16 protein-coding genes and 1 tRNA gene are annotated in these 16,249 nt (G+C 72.0%); 9 read left to right on the top strand and 8 right to left on the bottom strand.

Going from position 1 to position 16,249, the window contains the following annotated elements; genetic code table 11:
- Positions 1 to 43: 43 nt before the first annotated feature.
- Positions 44 to 1,930, bottom strand: coding sequence for an acyl-CoA dehydrogenase (locus GFH29_RS19340; RefSeq protein ID WP_153325357.1), 1,887 nt, complete (start codon positions 1,928 to 1,930; stop codon positions 44 to 46).
- Between the two features lie 268 nt (positions 1,931 to 2,198).
- Between GFH29_RS19340 and GFH29_RS19335 the strand changes: the two genes are divergently transcribed.
- The 3 genes from GFH29_RS19335 to GFH29_RS19325 all read left to right on the top strand — a co-directional run bounded on the left by GFH29_RS19335 (position 2,199) and on the right by GFH29_RS19325 (position 4,215).
- Positions 2,199 to 3,140 carry a sulfite exporter TauE/SafE family protein gene (locus GFH29_RS19335; protein WP_153325356.1) on the top strand — a complete coding sequence of 314 codons (942 nt, stop codon included), beginning with the start codon at positions 2,199 to 2,201 and terminating at the stop codon, positions 3,138 to 3,140.
- Between the two features lie 80 nt (positions 3,141 to 3,220).
- The gene (locus tag GFH29_RS19330) at positions 3,221 to 3,679 is read left to right on the top strand and encodes an RrF2 family transcriptional regulator (RefSeq protein WP_153325355.1); all 459 of its coding nucleotides are present in this window, start codon (positions 3,221 to 3,223) and stop codon (positions 3,677 to 3,679) included.
- Positions 3,680 to 3,750: 71 nt separating this feature from the next.
- On the top strand, positions 3,751 to 4,215 hold the full coding sequence (locus tag GFH29_RS19325; RefSeq protein ID WP_153325354.1) for a nuclear transport factor 2 family protein: 465 nt from the start codon (positions 3,751 to 3,753) through the stop codon (positions 4,213 to 4,215).
- A 22-nt stretch (positions 4,216 to 4,237) separates the two neighbouring features.
- Here GFH29_RS19325 and GFH29_RS19320 read toward each other — a convergent pair whose 3' ends face one another.
- The 3 genes from GFH29_RS19320 to GFH29_RS19310 all read right to left on the bottom strand — a co-directional run bounded on the left by GFH29_RS19320 (position 4,238) and on the right by GFH29_RS19310 (position 5,863).
- The gene (locus GFH29_RS19320; RefSeq protein WP_228387630.1) at positions 4,238 to 4,870 is read right to left on the bottom strand and encodes a DUF2461 domain-containing protein; all 633 of its coding nucleotides are present in this window, start codon (positions 4,868 to 4,870) and stop codon (positions 4,238 to 4,240) included.
- Positions 4,871 to 4,939: 69 nt separating this feature from the next.
- Positions 4,940 to 5,015 (bottom strand) — tRNA-Gly (locus GFH29_RS19315).
- Between the two features lie 29 nt (positions 5,016 to 5,044).
- Entirely contained in the window at positions 5,045 to 5,863 is an 819-nt protein-coding gene (locus GFH29_RS19310; protein WP_153325352.1) for an SGNH/GDSL hydrolase family protein, read from the bottom strand.
- A 124-nt stretch (positions 5,864 to 5,987) separates the two neighbouring features.
- Between GFH29_RS19310 and GFH29_RS19305 the strand changes: the two genes are divergently transcribed.
- Positions 5,988 to 6,464: a SigE family RNA polymerase sigma factor gene (locus GFH29_RS19305; protein WP_153325351.1), complete on the top strand. Its 477-nt coding sequence runs from the start codon at positions 5,988 to 5,990 to the stop codon at positions 6,462 to 6,464.
- Positions 6,464 to 7,468 carry a hypothetical protein gene (locus GFH29_RS19300; RefSeq protein ID WP_153325350.1) on the top strand — a complete coding sequence of 335 codons (1,005 nt, stop codon included), beginning with the start codon at positions 6,464 to 6,466 and terminating at the stop codon, positions 7,466 to 7,468. Before GFH29_RS19305 ends, GFH29_RS19300 begins: the two co-directional genes overlap by 1 nt.
- Here the strand turns inward: GFH29_RS19300 and GFH29_RS19295 are convergent.
- On the bottom strand, positions 7,458 to 10,223 hold the full coding sequence (locus GFH29_RS19295; protein WP_153325349.1) for a response regulator: 2,766 nt from the start codon (positions 10,221 to 10,223) through the stop codon (positions 7,458 to 7,460). The two genes, GFH29_RS19300 and GFH29_RS19295, sit on opposite strands and share 11 nt — an antisense overlap.
- A gap of 65 nt (positions 10,224 to 10,288) precedes the next feature.
- Between GFH29_RS19295 and dcd the strand changes: the two genes are divergently transcribed.
- On the top strand, positions 10,289 to 10,864 hold the full coding sequence (dcd, locus tag GFH29_RS19290; RefSeq protein WP_153325348.1) for a dCTP deaminase: 576 nt from the start codon (positions 10,289 to 10,291) through the stop codon (positions 10,862 to 10,864).
- Positions 10,865 to 10,933: 69 nt separating this feature from the next.
- Positions 10,934 to 11,899, top strand: coding sequence for a siderophore-interacting protein (locus GFH29_RS19285; protein WP_228387629.1), 966 nt, complete (start codon positions 10,934 to 10,936; stop codon positions 11,897 to 11,899).
- 7 nt (positions 11,900 to 11,906) lie between these two features.
- Here the strand turns inward: GFH29_RS19285 and GFH29_RS19280 are convergent, their stop codons facing one another.
- From GFH29_RS19280 to GFH29_RS19270, 3 genes are read right to left on the bottom strand one after another with little or no spacing between them, the layout of a single operon-like run.
- A complete protein-coding gene (locus GFH29_RS19280) occupies positions 11,907 to 12,059 on the bottom strand; it encodes a hypothetical protein (protein WP_153325347.1) in 153 nt (50 codons plus the stop codon).
- Between the two features lie 50 nt (positions 12,060 to 12,109).
- Positions 12,110 to 12,946: a DUF4097 family beta strand repeat-containing protein gene (locus GFH29_RS19275; RefSeq protein ID WP_153325346.1), complete on the bottom strand. Its 837-nt coding sequence runs from the start codon at positions 12,944 to 12,946 to the stop codon at positions 12,110 to 12,112.
- 40 nt (positions 12,947 to 12,986) lie between these two features.
- Complete coding sequence (locus GFH29_RS19270) at positions 12,987 to 13,535, bottom strand: toxin-antitoxin system HicB family antitoxin (protein ID WP_153325345.1); 549 nt, start codon at positions 13,533 to 13,535, stop codon at positions 12,987 to 12,989.
- Positions 13,536 to 13,737: 202 nt separating this feature from the next.
- Between GFH29_RS19270 and GFH29_RS19265 the strand changes: the two genes are divergently transcribed.
- Both GFH29_RS19265 and GFH29_RS19260 read left to right on the top strand, forming a co-directional pair.
- Entirely contained in the window at positions 13,738 to 15,471 is a 1,734-nt protein-coding gene (locus GFH29_RS19265; RefSeq protein WP_153325344.1) for a sodium:solute symporter family protein, read from the top strand.
- Positions 15,472 to 15,484: 13 nt separating this feature from the next.
- Positions 15,485 to 15,811, top strand: coding sequence for a hypothetical protein (locus GFH29_RS19260; protein ID WP_153325343.1), 327 nt, complete (start codon positions 15,485 to 15,487; stop codon positions 15,809 to 15,811).
- Positions 15,812 to 16,249 lie beyond the last annotated feature (438 nt).

Genomic DNA, 16,249 nt, shown 5'->3' with positions numbered 1-16,249 from the left:
TCGCGAGGAGACGGGGGTCGTCCGGGTGTGCGCGGCCGGAGCCTCAGAAGGCGTCCTCGGGCAGGTCCATGACCGAGAGGTCGGTGGCCTCGGCGATGGCGCGCTCGGCGCTGATCTTCGGCAGGTTGTACTGCGCGAAGAACTGCGCCGCGGCGACCTTGCCCTCGTAGAAGGCCTTGTCCTTGGCCGACAGCGAACCGGCGTCGGCGCCGTCGAGCTTGGCGAGGGCGACCTCGGCCTGGCGCAGCAGCAGCCAGCCGCAGACCACGTCGCCGAGCACCATCAGCAGGCGGCTGGTGTTGAGCCCGACCTTGTAGAGGTTGCGCACGTCGGACTCGGCCGACATCAGGTCGTTGATCATGTGCCCGACCAGGGCGTTGGCGTCCTCGAGGGCGGTGCCGAGCAGCGCGCGCTCGTTCTTGAGGCGGGCGTTGCCGTTCTCGTCCTCGACGAGCTCCTTGATCTGCGCCGCGAGGTGGCCCAGGGCGCGGCCCTGGTCCTTCACGATCTTGCGGAAGAAGAAGTCCTGGCCCTGGATCGCCGTCGTGCCCTCGTAGAGGGTGTCGATCTTGGCGTCACGGACGTACTGCTCGAGGGGGTACTCCTGCAGGAAGCCCGAGCCGCCGAAGGTCTGCAGCGACTCGGTGCCGAGCAGCACCCACGAGCGCTCCGAGCCGTAGCCCTTGACGATCGGCAGCAGCAGGTCGTTGACGGCGTTGGCGAGGCGGTAGGCGTCGGTGTCGGTCTCGCCGGCGTGCTCGGCGATCATCACGTCGTCCTGCCAGGTGGCGGTGTAGAGCACCAGCGCGCGCATGGCCTCGGCGAAGGACTTCTGCACCATCAGCGAGCGGCGCACGTCGGGGTGCTGGGTGATCGTGACGCGCGGGGCGGTCTTGTCGCCCGAGCGGGTCAGGTCAGCGCCCTGGACACGGGTCTTGGCGTACTCGAGCGCGTTGAGGTAGCCGGTGGAGAGCGTCGCGATGGCCTTGGTGCCGACCATCATCCGGGCGTTCTCGATGACCTGGAACATCTGCGCGATGCCGTGGTGGACCTCGCCGAGCAGCCAGCCGCGGGCCGGCTCGCCGCCGCCGACCTGCGGGTCGCCGAAGGTCAACTCGCAGGTGTTGGAGACCTTGATGCCCATCTTGTGCTCGACGTTGGTGACGTAGACGCCGTTGCGCTCGCCGGTGAGCTCGCCGGTCTGGTGGTCGAAGTGGTACTTCGGGACCAGGAACAGCGAGAGGCCCTTGGTGCCCGGGCCGCCGACGCCCTCGATGCCCTCGGGGCGGGCGAGCACCATGTGCATGATGTTCTCGCTCATGTCGTGCTCGGCGGAGGTGATGAACCGCTTCACGCCGGTGATGTTCCACGAGCCGTCGTCGTTGAGCGTGGCCTTGGAGCGGCCGGCGCCGACGTCGGAGCCCGCGTCGGGCTCGGTGAGCACCATGGTGGCGCCCCACTGACGCTCGACCATGATCTCGGCGATGCGCTTGTCGCGCTCGTTGCCGTTGCGGTGCACGACGCCGGCGAACGGCGCGCCCGCGGCGTACATCCAGATCGGGGCGTTGGCGCCGAGGATCATCTCCGCCATCGCCCAGTTCAGGCTGGAGGGGGCGGGGGTGCCGCCGAGCTCCTCGCTGATCTGCAGGCGCCAGTACTCCGCGTCCATCCAGGCGCGGTAGCTCTTCTGGAACGACTCCGGGATCGGCGCGGTGTGGGTGGCCGGGTCGAAGACCGGCGGGTTGCGGTCGCTGTCCTCGTAGGACGCGGCGAGGTCCTCGCGCGAGATCCGCTCGACCTCCGCCAGGATCTCGCGGGCGGTGTCGGCGTCGACCTCGGCGAACGGCCCGCTGCCCAGGATCTTGTCGCGGCCCAGGACCTCGAAGAGGTTGAACTCGATGTCGCGAAGGTTGCTCTTGTAGTGGCTCACGGACCCACCTTTTCGTGTCTCGGGAAGGGGCCAGGCGGCGCGCAGGACGTTCGTTACCGGCCAGTAACAAACATCTTATGCGGGCATCCGTCGTCCAGGCAAGACGGCATCGGCCGTGGTTCGCGACACGCGACACTCAAAGTGGCGTCTGTTCGGTGTTGCGCTAAAGTGCATAGAGTCGGTCAGATTTAGTCCTCAGAGGTCTGATCGTTTATTTGTCCGCTCGGTGGCGGGTGCAGTCACCGATCGACCCAAGGGTGCAACCTTCATGCGTCAGCTCATCGTGCTCGGATTCGTCGGATTCCTGGCCCAGCTCATCGACGGCTCGCTCGGCATGGCGTACGGCGTCACGTCGTCCACGCTGCTCCTCGCCGCGGGCGTCGCTCCGGCGGCCGCCTCGGCGGCTGTCCACTTCTCCGAGATCGGGACCTCGCTGGTCTCCGGCATCTCCCACCACAAGCTCGGCAACGTCGACTGGCGCACCGTCTCGATCCTGGCCGTCCCCGGCCTGGTCGGGGCGTTCGCGGGTGCGACGTTCCTGGTCAGCCTGGACGGCGACGCGGCCAAGCCGTGGGTCGCGGGCATCCTGCTGGCGCTGGGTGTCTACGTGATCTGGCGCTTCCTGGTGCTCGGCGGCAAGCGCCCGACGTTCAAGGGTCGTCCGCCGGCCGCGATGCTCGCCCCGATGGGCCTGGTCGGCGGCGCGCTCGACGCCATCGGTGGCGGCGGCTGGGGCCCGGTCGGCACCACCACGCTGCTCTCCTCGGGTCGTCTGGAGCCGCGCAAGGTGATCGGCTCGATCGACACCTCCGAGTTCCTCGTGGCGATCGGCGGCTCGGCGGGCTTCCTGCTGGCCCTGGGGCACGCCGAGATCGAGTGGGGCATCGCGGGTGCGCTGCTCGCCGGCGGTGTCGTCGCCGCCCCCATCGCGGCCTGGCTGGTCAAGAAGCTCGCCGCCCGGGTCCTCGGCGTCGCCGCCGGTGGCCTGATCATCGTCACCAACGCCAAGACCATCATCGAGACCCTCGGTGTCTCCGGTGCCGCCGTCGGCGCGATCCTGATCGTCCTGGTCGTCGCGTGGATCTCCGGCATCGTCTGGGCGGTGCGCCAGGAGCGCGCGGCCCGCGCCGCCGAGGCCGAGCTGGCCCGCCTCTCCGGGCACGATGGTGACGCTGTCGACCCCGCCGACTCCGTCCTGCCGACGGTCTGAGCGACGAGCCCCCGGCATCCATCGAGGCCAGCCGGGGGATCGTCGACTGGGTCCATCGACATTTCTGACACACTGGACCCATGCGTGTTTCCGCCAAGTCCGACTACGCCCTGCGTGCGCTGATCGAGATGGCGGCGCGTCCTGACGGTCGCGCCATCAGTGCCGAGGAGCTCGGGCGCCTCCAGGAGATCCCGCACGGGTTCCTCCAGGCGATCCTCGCCGACCTGCGCCGCGCCGGCGTGGTGATCTCCCAGCGCGGTCAGTCCGGCGGTTGGCGGATGGCCCGCCCCGCCGCCGACGTCTCCGTCGCCGACGTGATCCGCGCCGTCGACGGCCCGCTGGTCTCGGTCTACGGCCTGCGTCCCGAGGCGGTCACCTACAACGAGGCCGCCGACGTGCTCCAGCACGTCTGGATCGCCGCGCGCCACTCCCTGCGCGACGTCTTCGAGCAGGTCTCGATCCAGCAGCTCGCCGACGGCCGGCTCCCCGAGGCGGTCACCTCCCGCACTGCCGACGAGGACGCCTGGCAGCCGCACTGACGCGCCACCCTGGGCGCCGACTCGGCGAGAACCCCTTCACGAGAACGTGTTTCAGTTCTAGGCTCCCGGACATGACGACCGAGGGCATCACCAGCGACGCGCTCACCTGGCTGGCCGCGACCGACCCGCACCCAGCGCGGCTGGCCTCGCAGCGCTCGTTCTCCGCGGTCGCGAAGGGCGACCTCGAGGAATGGCTGACGGTGTACGCCGAGGACGCCGTGCTCGAGGACCCGGTCGGCCCCTCGATGTTCGACCCCGAGGGCCGCGGGCACCACGGGCACGCCGGACTGCGGAAGTTCTGGGAGACCGCGATCGCGCCGATCGACCGCTTCGAGTTCACCGTCACCGAGTCGTTCGCCAACCCCGGCAGCAACACCTGCGCCAACCTCGCGTCGATCCGCACGTCGTTCGCCGACGGCAGTCACACCACGACCGACCTGATCACCGTCTACGTCATCGACGGCGACGGCCGGGTCACCTCGATGCGCGCCTTCTGGGAGCCCGAGCGGACGATGGCGAGCTTCACCCGCCCCTGAGCCCGGCCGGCTCGGTGCGGCCTCAGTCGGTGTAGCGCGCCACCCACTCGACCAGCGGGCGCAGTCGCGCCCAGTCCGCGCGGACGACGTCGAGGAGCTCGCCGGTGTGCACGACCGGCCCGAACCCGATGTCGTGGACGGCGCTCAGCGAGCGGTGCCGCAGCAGGTCGATGCGCGGGTGGTCGGCGTCGTAGCCGCGCGGCGTCGTCTTCAGCCGGTCGCCGCCGACCTCCCAGCCCTCGCTGCGCAGTGCGGCGACGATCTGCTCCAGCTCGGTACCGGTGCGCGTCTCGTCGATCGCGCTGCGGATCCGGGCCAGGTGCTCGGGGGTGGCGCGGTAGAAGCCGCCCTCGGTGCTGACGCCGCGCGGGGAGATCTGGACGTACCACCCGGTCGAGGCGCCGACCGCCACGAACGCGCCCTGGTGGGTCTTGTACGGCGTCTTGTCCTTGCGGAAGCGCACGTCGCGGTAGGGCCGGAAGATCTTCGCCGCGCCGAACTCCGGCTCCAGGGCGGCGCACAGCGCCTCCATCGGCGCCCGCACGGCGTCGAGGTAGACCTGCTTGTGGGCCTCCCAGAACGACCGGGTGTTGTCGAGCTCCAGGTCGTCGTAGAAGTCCAGGGCGGCGACGGGGAAACCAGCGAACTCGCTCACGCCGATCACCCTACGAAAGCGGGCCGGGAGGGCGGGCGCGGGGCCCGGTCGGGCCCTGTGGGGGAGAACTGGAGCGGATGACGAGACTCGAACTCGCGACATCGACCTTGGGAAGGTCGCGCTCTACCAACTGAGCTACATCCGCACGACCCGGAGCACCGGGTCGTCGACACCTTATACGGCGTCGCCGAGACCTGTGGCACCGACCCGCACGAAGTCCGGGTGCTTGGGCTCGATGGTGTCGCCGGAGGAGCGGCCGGTGAGCCGGCGGTGGATCCACGGCGCGAGGAACTCCTTCGCCCAGCGGGCGTCGGCGCGCAGCCGCTCACCGCGGGAGACCTCGTCGAGGTCCGGCAGCGGGAGCGGGGCGAGGTCGTGCTCCACGCCGAGGGCGTCGAGCAGCATCGCCGCCACGATCTGGTGCCCGGCCGGGCCGAGGTGCATCCGGTCCACGTCCCACAGCCGCGGGTCGTGGGCGAGCACGCCCTCGGGCAGCAGCTGGGAGACCCGCCAGGAGTCCGCCACGACCGCGCCGTGGGTCTCCGCGATCATCCGCACGTGCTCGTTGTAGAGCGCGAACCGGCCGCGGATCGGGGCGTAGATGCCGTTCGCGCCCGGGTCGAACGCCGTGAACAGCACCAGCCGCGCGCCGGTCGCCGCGAGCCGGCCCACCGCCTCGTCGTACGCCGTGGCGAGGGCGTCGAGGTCCACCTTGGGGCGCACGATGTCGTTGGCGCCGGCGTAGATCGTGATCAGGTCCGGCTCGAGCGCGATCGCCGGTTCCACCTGCTCCTCGATGATCCCCAGCAGCTTGCGGCCGCGGATCGCCAGGTTGGCGTAGCCGAAGTCGTGGCCCTCGGCCTCCGCCCGCGCCGCGAGCACCTCGGCGGTCCGGTCGGCCCAGCCGCGCAGGCCGTTGGGGCGGGTCGGGTCGGGGTCACCGACACCTTCGGTGAAGGAGTCGCCCAGGGCGACGTAGCGGCGGAAGGACATGACCCCATCTTGCCGACCGGCTCCACGGTCTCAACGTTGCGGCCCCGCCGGGCGTTGGGAGGGTGTCGGATGGGCCACAGCGGCGGCCGGACACGCGGGCCGGACACACGGGGAGGGTGGGCGGATGGACGGGTTCGAGGAGTTCGTCGAGGCGGAGACGCCGCGGCTGCTCGGGCTCGCCCACGCGCTGACCGGCAACCCGCACGACGCCTGGGACCTGGTGCAGGAGGCGCTCGTGCGTGTCGGGGTCCGGTGGCGCCGCCTGGCCGACCAGAACCCCGGCGGCTACGCCCGCACCACGCTGGTGCGGCTGCGGGTGGACCGCGCCCGTCGGCTGTGCCGCGAGCTGCTCCCTGGCCTGCTGCCCGAGCGAGCGGCTCCGGTGGTCATCGTCGAGGAGCTCGACCCGTGGCTGCTCACGGCGCTGGCCGGGCTGAGCCCCCACCAGCGCGCCGCGGTCGTGCTGCGCGTGCTCGAGGACCTCGAGCACGCCGAGATCGCCGCGCGGCTCCGTTGCTCCGAGGGCACCGCGCGAAGCCACCTGTCCCGAGGCCTGGCCCGGCTGCGCGAGGCGGCCGAGGAACGCATGGAGGTGGAGTGATGGACGAGCCCCGGGACGAGAGCAGGACCGAGGACGCCCTGCGAGCGCCGTTGACTGCCGTCGCCGCGGCGGCCCGGCCCACGGCCGCTGCCGGCTCCGTCGTACGACGAGGGGTGCGGCGCCGACGTCGGTTGCGCGCGGCTGCGGTCGCGGCCGGGGCCGGCGCCGTGGTCGTGGGCGTGGCCCTGGCGGCCACGGTGCTGCCGAGCGGCCCCGACGGCCCCGAGGGGTCTGGCCCGTCGAACCCCGCGACCGCACCGGCCGACGGGGCCGAGGGGGCCGCGGTGTTCGACTGCCCGCTGGGGCACCGGGTCTTCCGCGACCCGGCGCCGATCCCGGACCTGGCCGAGCAGGAGCGGGTGGTCACGGAGGTGCGCGGGCTGGTGCGCAACGTGTGGACGGTGCGCCACGCCGAGCCCACCGCGCTGGGGGTGGTCGCGCTGGTGCAGGGCAACGTCGGGCTCGCCGAGCAGCAGCTGCCGGAGCACCGTGTGGCGCTGGTGGCGCCGTGGTCGCAGCGCCTGGACGTCGCCGCCCAGGTGGACCGCGTCCTGGAACAGGCGATCCTCCCGGTCGCCGGCCTGGTGCGCCGCGAGACCGACGGGCTGTCCGGGAACGCGGGCATCGCGTTGTGGAAGGACGCCGGCGCGGTGGTGGTGTCCTGGCGCGCCCCGGCGCCGCCCGAGGTGCAGGCGCTGGCGGGGGAGCAGGCCGGTGGTGTGCGGGTGATCGTGGACGAGGTGCGGTGGTCGGGCCTGGACGTCCACGACGCCTCTGTGACGCTGTGGGAGCGCGCCCAGCGGATGCCCGACGTGGAGCTGACCTCGACCGGCGCGTGCGGCGACCTGAGCGGAATGGTCGTCGGCGTGGCTGCGCCGCTCGAGGAGACACGCCGGGCCGAGCTCCAGCAGCGCTTCGCCGAGATCGCCGGGATGCCGGTGAAGGTGGTCGAGGGTGACGCCGTCGTGGGGCTCTACGAGGGCGGGGACGACCTCAGCGAGTGAACGCCACCCGGGCGGCGTCCACCTCGGCGCAGACCCGGTCAGCGGCCCGGCGCAGGTCCACCGGCGCGCCGTCGGCGAGGTCGCGCTCCAGCTCCGCGCAGGCCGCGGCCAGGCGCACGGCACCCACGGCCGCGCTGGCGGACTTCAGGCTGTGCGCGACGGCGGCGGCGCCGGCGCGGTCCTCGTCCGCGGCTGCCCGGCACAGGAGCTCGACCTGCTGCTCGGCGTCGGTGCGCCACGCGGAGATCAACGACTCGGCGAGGGCCGGACCGCTGTCGCCCAGGTGGCGCAGCAGCGCCTCGAGCACCATCGGGTCGACGGCGGCGAGCAGCGCCGCCTCGGTCGGGGCGGCCGCGGCGGTGGCCGCCGGGGCCGGCTCCTCCGGTCGCTCGGGTGCCGGGCCCCCGCGCCGCGGCGTACGACGCAGCTCCTCGGCGAGCTCCTCGGAGCGCACCGGCTTGGCGAGGTGGGCGTCCATCCCGGCGAGGAGGCTGTCCTCGCGCTGCTCGACCAGCGCGTTGGCGCTCAGCGCGACGATCCGGGGCTGGTCCTCGGGCGGCAGCTCGGCGCGGATCCGGCGGGTCGCCTCATGACCGTCCATCACCGGCATCTGCACGTCCATCAGCACCAGGTCGTACGGCGCGGTGCGCACGGCCTCGAGCGCCTCCTGGCCGTTGGCGACGATCACCGGGCGCTGGCCGAGCCGCTCGAGCATCAGGCCGGCCACGCGCTGGTTCACCGGGTTGTCCTCGGCGAGCAGCACCCGCAGCCGGCCGATCGGCTGGTGCTCGGGGCGCTCGGCCTCGGAGATCCGCCCGCCCAGGCTGCTGGCCACGGTGCTGCGCAGCGCGACGGCCTTGACCGGCTTGGTGAGGTGCACCAGGCCGAGCTCGGCCGCGCCCGGGATCCGGTCACCGAGCGAGGTGAGCAGCACCAGCGGGACGTCCTCCCAGCCGGCGGTCGCCCGCAGCCCGGTGGCGAGCGCCACGCCGTCGAGGTCGGGCATGTGCATGTCGAGGATCGCGACGTCGGGCACCCGCTCGGCGGCGGCGACGAGCGCCTCGACCGGCGACTCCTCGTCGACCACGTGCATGCCCCACGACTCCAGCTGGGCGCGCAGGATGCGCCGGTTCGTGGCGTTGTCGTCGACGACGAGCGCGCGGCGGCCCGGCAGCTCCGCCGGTGCCACCCGCACCCGGTCCTCCTGCTCCTCGCCGCGCTCGAGCGGCACCACCACGGTGAACGTCGAGCCGACCCCGACCTCGCTGGTCACGTCGATGCGACCGCCCATGGCGTCCACGAGGCGCTGGCTGATCGCCAGGCCGAGACCGGTGCCGCCGTACACGCGGGTGGTGCTGGAGTCGACCTGGGAGAAGGAGCGGAACAGCCTGTCCATCCGGTCGGCCGGGATGCCGTCGCCGGTGTCGCACACCGCGAAGGCGAGGACGCACGAACCCGAACCGGAGCTGGGACCGGTGGCCGGCGCGACCGAGACGAGCACCTCGCCGGCCGCGGTGAACTTCACCGCGTTGCCGACCAGGTTGGCCAGTACCTGACGCAGCCGGGTCACGTCGCCCACGACCACCGGCGGCACCGCCGGGTCGATGTGGGCGACCAGGTCGAGGCCCTTGGCGCTGGCCTGCGCCGCCACCAGGTCCAGGCAGCTCTCGACGCAGTCGCGCAGCACGAACGGGTGATGCTCGAGCTCGAGCTCGCCGGCCTCGATCTTGGAGAAGTCCAGGACGTCGTTGATGATCGCCAGCAGCGTCGACCCGCTGTTGCGGACGGTCTCGGCGTACTCGCGCTGGTCTGCGGCGAGGTCGGTGTCGAGCAGCAGCTCGGACATGCCGATGACGGCGTTCATCGGGGTGCGGATCTCGTGGCTCATCGTGGCCAGGAACGCCGACTTGGCGGTGTTCGCCCCCTCGGCGGTACGCCGGGCCTCGATCAGCTCGGCCTCGTGACGCCGGGTGTCCTCGCGCGCGGCGCTCAGCGCGTCGGCCATCTCGTCGAGCCCCTCGCCGATGGCGCTCAGCTCTCGGGGGTGCGCGACCTCGTTGCGGGCGGTGAGGTCGCCCCGGCCGAGGGTGCGGATCTGGGTGAGCAGCTGGTCGACGGGGGCGACCACCGAACCGACCAGTCGCCGCCGTTGCACAGCCATCATCAGCACACCGCCGACCAGCAGCAGCACCTCGGCGACCAGCGCCACCTGGATGACCTCCTGGCGGTGGGCGTCCAGGCTCTCGCGGCGGGCGTCGGCGGCCTCCTGGACCTCCTGGTAGGCGTCGCGGTAGTCGTCGAACAGCGTCTGGCCATCGCGCACGAACTGGCGGCGTTCAGCGTCCACGGCGCTGCGGCTGAACGTCGCGCCGCGGGCCATCGCCGGCTGCGCCCACTCGGTGGTCCAGCGCCGGATCCGCTCCTCCTGCTCATCCAGCAGCGCCGGGAGCTCGGCCTCGTCCTCGAAGGCCTCCCGGGCGGTCGCCAGGCGACCGGCGAGCTCCTGACGGGCCACGAAGTAGACGTCGAGCATCTCGCGGTCGCCGGTGATCAGGTAGGCGCGCAGCCCGGTCTCCTGGTCGATCATCGCCATGTGCTTCGTCCGCTCGGCCCGTGCGCCGGTGCCGATCTTGTCGATGGCGGGGTTCACGACGGCGGCGAGATAACCGAGCAGGGTGAGGTTGACCAGCGCGACGCTGGCCACCGCCAGGAGTCCGGTGAGGGAGGCGCGGCGTACCTGACGGGAGAGACTCACCGCGCGATCGTCCCAGATGGGCGCGGACCTCCCGCCGTCGATCTCGCTGCCGGTAGGTTGAGCGCGTGCTGCTCTCTGATCGCGACATCACCGCCGAGATCGTGTCCGGACGGGTCGCGCTCGACCCCTGGGACCCGGCGATGCTGCAGCCGTCGTCGGTGGACGTGCGGCTGGACCGGTTCTTCCGGGTGTTCGAGAACCACCGATACCCCCACATCGACCCCGCCGCGGACCAGAGCGACCTGACCCGCGAGGTCGAGCCGGAGGGCGACGAGCCGTTCATCCTGCACCCCGGCGAGTTCGTGCTCGGCTCCACCTACGAGGTGCTGACCCTCCCCGACGACGTCGCGGCCCGGGTGGAGGGCAAGTCCTCCCTGGGCCGTCTCGGCCTGCTCACCCACGCCACCGCCGGCTTCGTCGACCCGGGTTTCTCCGGCCACGTCACGTTGGAGCTGGCCAACGTCGCCACGCTGCCGATCAAGCTCTACCCGGGGATGAAGATCGGCCAGTTCTGCTTCTTCCGGCTGACCTCGCCCTCGGAGCACCCCTACGGCTCGGCGAAGTACGGCTCGCGCTACCAGGGCCAGCGCGGTCCCACCCCGTCGCGCTCCTTCCAGAACTTCCACCGCACGCCGATCTGATCGCCCGGCTGCGAGGGACCACCTGCGGGCGTAAGGTTAGGTTTGCCTAACGCCAACGACGGGAACCCGATGACCGCCACACCCACGCACGCCCTCCCCATGCTTCTGGAGGAGGTCGAGGTGCGTCGCGTGGACCGGATCTCGCCCAGCTTCGTGCGTCTCGAGCTCGGCAGCCCCGCGCTGGCCGAGCTCGGGGTCGACGGTCCGTGGTGGGACCAGCGCTTCAAGTTGATCGTCCCGCACGCCCCGGGCGCGCCGCTGCCGAGCTTCGAGGACGCCGACGCCGGGTGGTACGCCGCCTGGCTGGAGCGGCCGGTCGAGGAACGCGGGGTGATGCGGACCTACACGATCCGCGAGGTCCGCGGCCAGGGCGCCGACACCCGGATCGTCGTGGACATCGTGCTGCACGAGGACGGCGAGTCCGGGCCGGGTGCGGCCTGGGCCGCCGCCGCGCGCGTGGGCGACCGGGCAGTGGTGCTGGCGCCGCGCCGTGGCCAGCAGTTCGGCGGCATCGAGTTCGTGCCCGGGGCCGCGTCGCGGGTGCTGCTGGCCGGCGACGAGACCGCGGTCCCCGCGATCACCGCGATCCTGGCCCAGCTGCCGCCCGAGGCCCAGGGTGCCGCCTTCCTCGAGGTCCCCCGGATCGGGGACATCCTCTCGGTGGTGCACCCCGAGGGCGTCCAGATCGTCTGGCTGCCCCGCGAGGGCGCCCCGCTCGGCTCCCGCCTGCACCTCGCGGTGCTCGAGCACCTCGGGCTCGCCGAGGCCGCGGAGACCGCGGTGGCGGAGGTCGCCGAGGACGAGGTCGACCCCGACCTGTGGGAGACCCCGACGTACTCCTCCTCCGGCGAGGCGGTGCTCGACCCGGCGGTGCTGGGGGAGGCCGACGTCCGCGACGGGCTCTACCTGTGGATCGCGGGGGAGTCGCGCATGGTCACCGGGCTGCGCCGCGCGCTGGTCAAGGACCACGGCTTCGACCGCCGCCAGGTGGCCTTCATGGGCTACTGGCGCCACGGCGTCGCCATGAAGTCCTGACCCGGCTTCAGTTCTCGAGACGATCCGCGACCCGGCGCAGACCGGCCGCGAGGCGGTGACGCCGGGGCAGGCGCGGGACACGCGGGCTGGAGGCCCGGGCGATCCGCTCGTCGATCTGGTGGCGTGCCTGCTCCTCGATGAGGGGACGGAACTCGCTCATGGGGTGCTCCTCGGGTGCGGGGGCCGTCTCGGCCCGGGACGGGTGACGCGTCAGGCCGGCACCACGACGATGTCGCCGCTGACGGTGGTGGCGCGCAGCTCGATGTGGTCCTGACCCTCGGCGGGGGCGCCGGTGCCCGCGAGGTCGGAGCGGACGGTGCCGCTGATCGTGGTGACGTCGGTCCACACCGCGACGCCGTCGGGTACGCCGACGCGCACGTCGCCGGACGCGCCGGTGCTCCGCAGCCGGCCGCGGGTGGCCGTGGCGACCGTGAGGTCCCCGCTGCCGGTGGTGAGGGTGACGTCGGCGGCCAGTGTGCGGATCCGCAGGTCGCCGGTGCCGGTCTTGACGACGCCGGCGCCCTCGAGCTCGCCGATCACGACGTCGCCGGACCCGGTGGAGGTCGTCATCGCGCCGGTGCTGCAACCCAGGACGACGTCACCGGATCCGCTCTTCACGCGGAGGTCGGCGAGCGCGCGCTCGATGCGCACGGTGCCCGACCCGCTCTCGATCTGTGCGGGCCCGGTGAGCTCCTCGACCCGCACCTGCCCGGAGCCGGTGCGGACCTGGAGGCTGGCCAGCGACCCGGCCACGCTGACGCCGGCGGAGGCGGTACGCAGTGCCGCGTTGCTCGCCGTCGGCAGCTCGACCTCGACGACCAGGTCGGCCTCGGCGCCGCCGAGGAAGCCGGAGCGGTGCTGCGGGGCGAGCACCTCGATCCGGTCCCCGCGCTGCACCACGGTGGTGGCCGGGGCGTCGGCGCCGATGACCCGGACCCGGGTCACGTCGGTCTGCGTCGCGGTGAGCTCGATGCGGCCGTGACGGAGCTCGACGAGGAGGTCGACCGGGTCGGGGGTCGGGAGGTCGTGGGTGCGGACGATGCTCATGGTGTCTCCTCGTACGGCCGATGCCTTCTGGTGCTCGGGCTCAGAGCCAACCGGTCATCCGACGGTTGCCGGGGCGGCCCAGACCCAGCGGGTCGGAGCCGAGGAAGGGGATGCTGGAGAGGTCGATGTCGACGTTGACGGCGTGCTCCTGGGTGGCGGCGCGGATCGCCTGCACCAGCCAGGCGTTGAGCGACTGACCGGACCTGGCCGCGAGCTCCTCAGCCCGGGCCTTCACCGATTCGGGCATCCGCAGCGTGATCCGGGCGACGCTGTCCTCCTCCTCGTCCTCCGCGCCCGCGCCCGCGGCCGGGGGTGCGGGCGGGGTCGGAGGGGTCGGGGGGGCCGGCGGGAGGGAGTCCACCACGAACGCGAGCTCGCGCCCGTCGAGGCGCACGTCCACCCCGCCGGCGGGCATCTCCGCGGTGATCTCGCTGGCCGCCTGGGAGACCGCCTCCATGATCGCCAGCCGGGCCGCGGGGTCGAGTGCGTGGCCGAGGCGCTCGGCCGCGCGGCGTACCTCCTCATCGCCCGTGGCCGCCGCGGCGGCCAGGTCGCGGCGCAGGCTCTCGACGTACGGCGTGATGTCCATACGCACCACGGTGACACCACGATGATGTCAGGTCAAGGGTCTGGTGATGTCGTGCTGACGTCGACGTGCCGTCGATGGGCGCCGTGCCGGGTCTTGTGCGGCCCGTCACCCGTCGGTTTGCTCCCTCGGACGAACGGGCACCCGACCTGATGCTCATCGCGCGCACGGGTCGTGCGGGGCACGCGCAGAGAGGCGTTGGCTGATGGATGCTCCGACCGCGGCAGGGACCCTGATCGATGCCCAGCCCGTCGACTACCTGGTCATCGCGCTGTACTTCGCCGTCGTCATCGGCATCGGCGTGCTCGCCCGGCGCCAGGTGTCGGACTCGGTGGACTTCTTCCTCTCGGGGCGCTCGCTCCCGGCGTGGGTGACCGGCCTGGCGTTCATCTCGGCCAACCTCGGCGCCGTGGAGATCATGGGCATGTCCGCCAACGGTGCGGAGTACGGCCTGCCGGCGGTCCACTACTTCTGGGTGGGCGCGATCCCGGCGATGCTGTTCCTCGGCGTCGTGATGATGCCGTTCTACTACGGGTCCAAGGTCCGCTCGGTCCCGGAGTTCATGTACCGCCGCTTCGGCACCGGCGCCCACCTGGTCAACTCGCTGTCCTTCGCGGTCGCCCAGCTCCTGATCGCCGGCATCAACCTCTACCTGCTCGGCACGATCATCCAGGCGCTGCTCGGCTGGGACCTGATCGTGGCGCTGCTGGTGGCCGCGATCGTGGTGCTCTCCTACATCACCCTGGGCGGACTGAGCGCGGCGATCTACAACGAGGTGCTGCAGTTCTTCGTGATCGTGGCCGCGCTGCTGCCGCTGACCCTCATCGGCCTGGACCGCGTCGGCGGCTGGGGCGGGCTGAAGGACAAGATCACCGAGAACGCCGGCACCGGCGGCTCCGCCTCGGCGGCCGAGCAGCTGAACTCCTGGCCCGGCAACGCGCTCACCGGCTTCGACTCCAGCTTCCTCTCGGTCATCGGCATCGTCTTCGGTCTCGGCTTCGTGCTGTCCTTCGGCTACTGGACGACGAACTTCGTCGAGGTCCAGCGCGCGATGGCCTCGGACTCGATCAGCTCGGCGCGCAAGACGCCGATCATCGGCGCCTTCCCGAAGATGTTCGTCCCGTTCATCACGATCCTGCCCGGCATGATCGCGGCGGTGCTCGTCACCGAGATCGCCCAGACCAAGGCCGGTGAGACCGTCGAGGGCGGCGCCAGCGGCACCGTCAAGCTCAACGACTCGTTGCTCTACTTGATGCGCGACCTGTTGCCCAACGGGTTGCTCGGCCTGGCGATCACCGGCCTGCTCGCGGCGTTCATGGCCGGCATGGCGGCCAACATCTCCGCGTTCAACGCGGTGTTCTCCTACGACCTGTGGCAGCGCTACGTCGTGAAGGACCGCGACGACGCCTACTACCTGCGCGTCGGCCGGCTCGCGACCGTCGGCGCGACCGCGGCGGCGATCGGCACCGCGTTCTTCGCCTCGAGCTTCTCGAACATCATGGACTACCTCCAGACGCTGTTCGGGTTCTTCAACGCCCCGCTCTTCGCGACCTTCATCCTCGGCATGTTCTGGCGCCGGATGACCGCGACCGCGGGCTGGGTCGGCCTGGTGGCCGGCACCCTGGCGGCGGTCTCGGTGGCGTTCCTCAGCGAGGACTCCTTCGGCTCGCTGAGCCTCGGCGTACTCCCGCTCAGCGGCCAGGGCGCGTCGTTCGTGGCCGCCGGCGCGGCGTTCGTGGTCGACGTGCTGCTCAGCATCGCGGTATCGCTGGTCACCAAGCCCAAGCCCCGCGCAGAGCTGGTCGGCCTGGTCTACTCCGAGACCCCGCGCGAGAACCTCGTCGACGCGGACGAGGCGACGTACCCCTGGTACCGCCGCACGCTGCCGCTCGCCGGCGTCGCGCTCGTCATGGTCATCATCCTCAACTTCGCCTTCTGAGCAGGGAGTCTCGATGTCGCAGCGTTCGAAGTCCCGCCGTGCTGAGCGACGCCACAAGGCCGGCGCGCTCGACATCCGCAACGTCATCGGCCTGCTGATCGCGACGTACGGCGTGATCCTGGTGCTGATGGGCCTCTTCGGTGACCCGGCCACCGAGAAGACCGGTGGCGTCAACGCCAACCTGTGGTCGGGCCTCGCGATGCTCGCCGCCGGCCTGGGATTCCTCCTCTGGGCGTGGCTGCGCCCGCTGCTGGTGTCGGGCGCCGGCGCCCCTGACGCTGGCGACCCGGCCGCGCCGGCCGCGGACGCCGGCGCCACCGCCCCCGACGAGCGGGCCTGAGGCTCCGACCCCTCACGTTTGGTCCCCAACGACAGCGTTGGGGGCCGTTTCGGTGTCGTTCGTGACCATTCGTGGTGGCGGGTGGTGAGGCCCGGGGTGGGGGCCCCGCGCGGAGCTGGTCGGAGGGCCCCGCGCCGCGGACCCCTCTCGTTTGGTCCCCAACGACAGTGTTGGGGGGTGTTGCGGTGTCGTTCGTGACCATTCGTGGTGGCGGGTGGTGAGGCCCCGGGGCGGAGGCCCCGCGTCGGGCTGGTTGGACGGTCCCGCGCCGCGGACCCCTCACGTTTGGTCCCCAACGACAGCGTTGGGGGGCGTTTCGGTGTCGTTCGTGACCAATCGTGGCCCGGGCCCAGGGCCGCGCCGTGTGCTGGCCGGTACGTCGGGCCGCTCGCCTCGAAATGACGAACGGGCCGTGCGGGCGAGGTGTCTCGTCCGCAC

This window comes from Nocardioides sp. dk884 (genome assembly GCF_009557055.1).
Classification (GTDB): Bacteria; Actinomycetota; Actinomycetes; order Propionibacteriales; family Nocardioidaceae; genus Nocardioides.
This window is presented reverse-complemented; position numbering and strand designations above follow the sequence as displayed.

What these genes read in the sequence shown, in the direction of transcription:
- GFH29_RS19335 (WP_153325356.1), top strand. Translation starts at nt 2,199, where the DNA reads ATGCGTCAGCTCATCGTGCTCGGATTCGTCGGATTCCTGGCCCAGCTC.
- GFH29_RS19330 (WP_153325355.1), top strand. Translation starts at nt 3,221, where the DNA reads ATGCGTGTTTCCGCCAAGTCCGACTACGCCCTGCGTGCGCTGATCGAG.
- GFH29_RS19325 (WP_153325354.1), top strand. Translation starts at nt 3,751, where the DNA reads ATGACGACCGAGGGCATCACCAGCGACGCGCTCACCTGGCTGGCCGCG.
- GFH29_RS19310 (WP_153325352.1), bottom strand. Translation starts at nt 5,863, where the DNA reads ATGTCCTTCCGCCGCTACGTCGCCCTGGGCGACTCCTTCACCGAAGGT.
- GFH29_RS19305 (WP_153325351.1), top strand. Translation starts at nt 5,988, where the DNA reads ATGGACGGGTTCGAGGAGTTCGTCGAGGCGGAGACGCCGCGGCTGCTC.
- GFH29_RS19300 (WP_153325350.1), top strand. Translation starts at nt 6,464, where the DNA reads ATGGACGAGCCCCGGGACGAGAGCAGGACCGAGGACGCCCTGCGAGCG.
- GFH29_RS19285 (WP_228387629.1), top strand. Translation starts at nt 10,934, where the DNA reads ATGACCGCCACACCCACGCACGCCCTCCCCATGCTTCTGGAGGAGGTC.
- GFH29_RS19280 (WP_153325347.1), bottom strand. Translation starts at nt 12,059, where the DNA reads ATGAGCGAGTTCCGTCCCCTCATCGAGGAGCAGGCACGCCACCAGATC.
- GFH29_RS19275 (WP_153325346.1), bottom strand. Translation starts at nt 12,946, where the DNA reads ATGAGCATCGTCCGCACCCACGACCTCCCGACCCCCGACCCGGTCGAC.
- GFH29_RS19270 (WP_153325345.1), bottom strand. Translation starts at nt 13,535, where the DNA reads ATGGACATCACGCCGTACGTCGAGAGCCTGCGCCGCGACCTGGCCGCC.
- GFH29_RS19265 (WP_153325344.1), top strand. Translation starts at nt 13,738, where the DNA reads ATGGATGCTCCGACCGCGGCAGGGACCCTGATCGATGCCCAGCCCGTC.
- GFH29_RS19260 (WP_153325343.1), top strand. Translation starts at nt 15,485, where the DNA reads ATGTCGCAGCGTTCGAAGTCCCGCCGTGCTGAGCGACGCCACAAGGCC.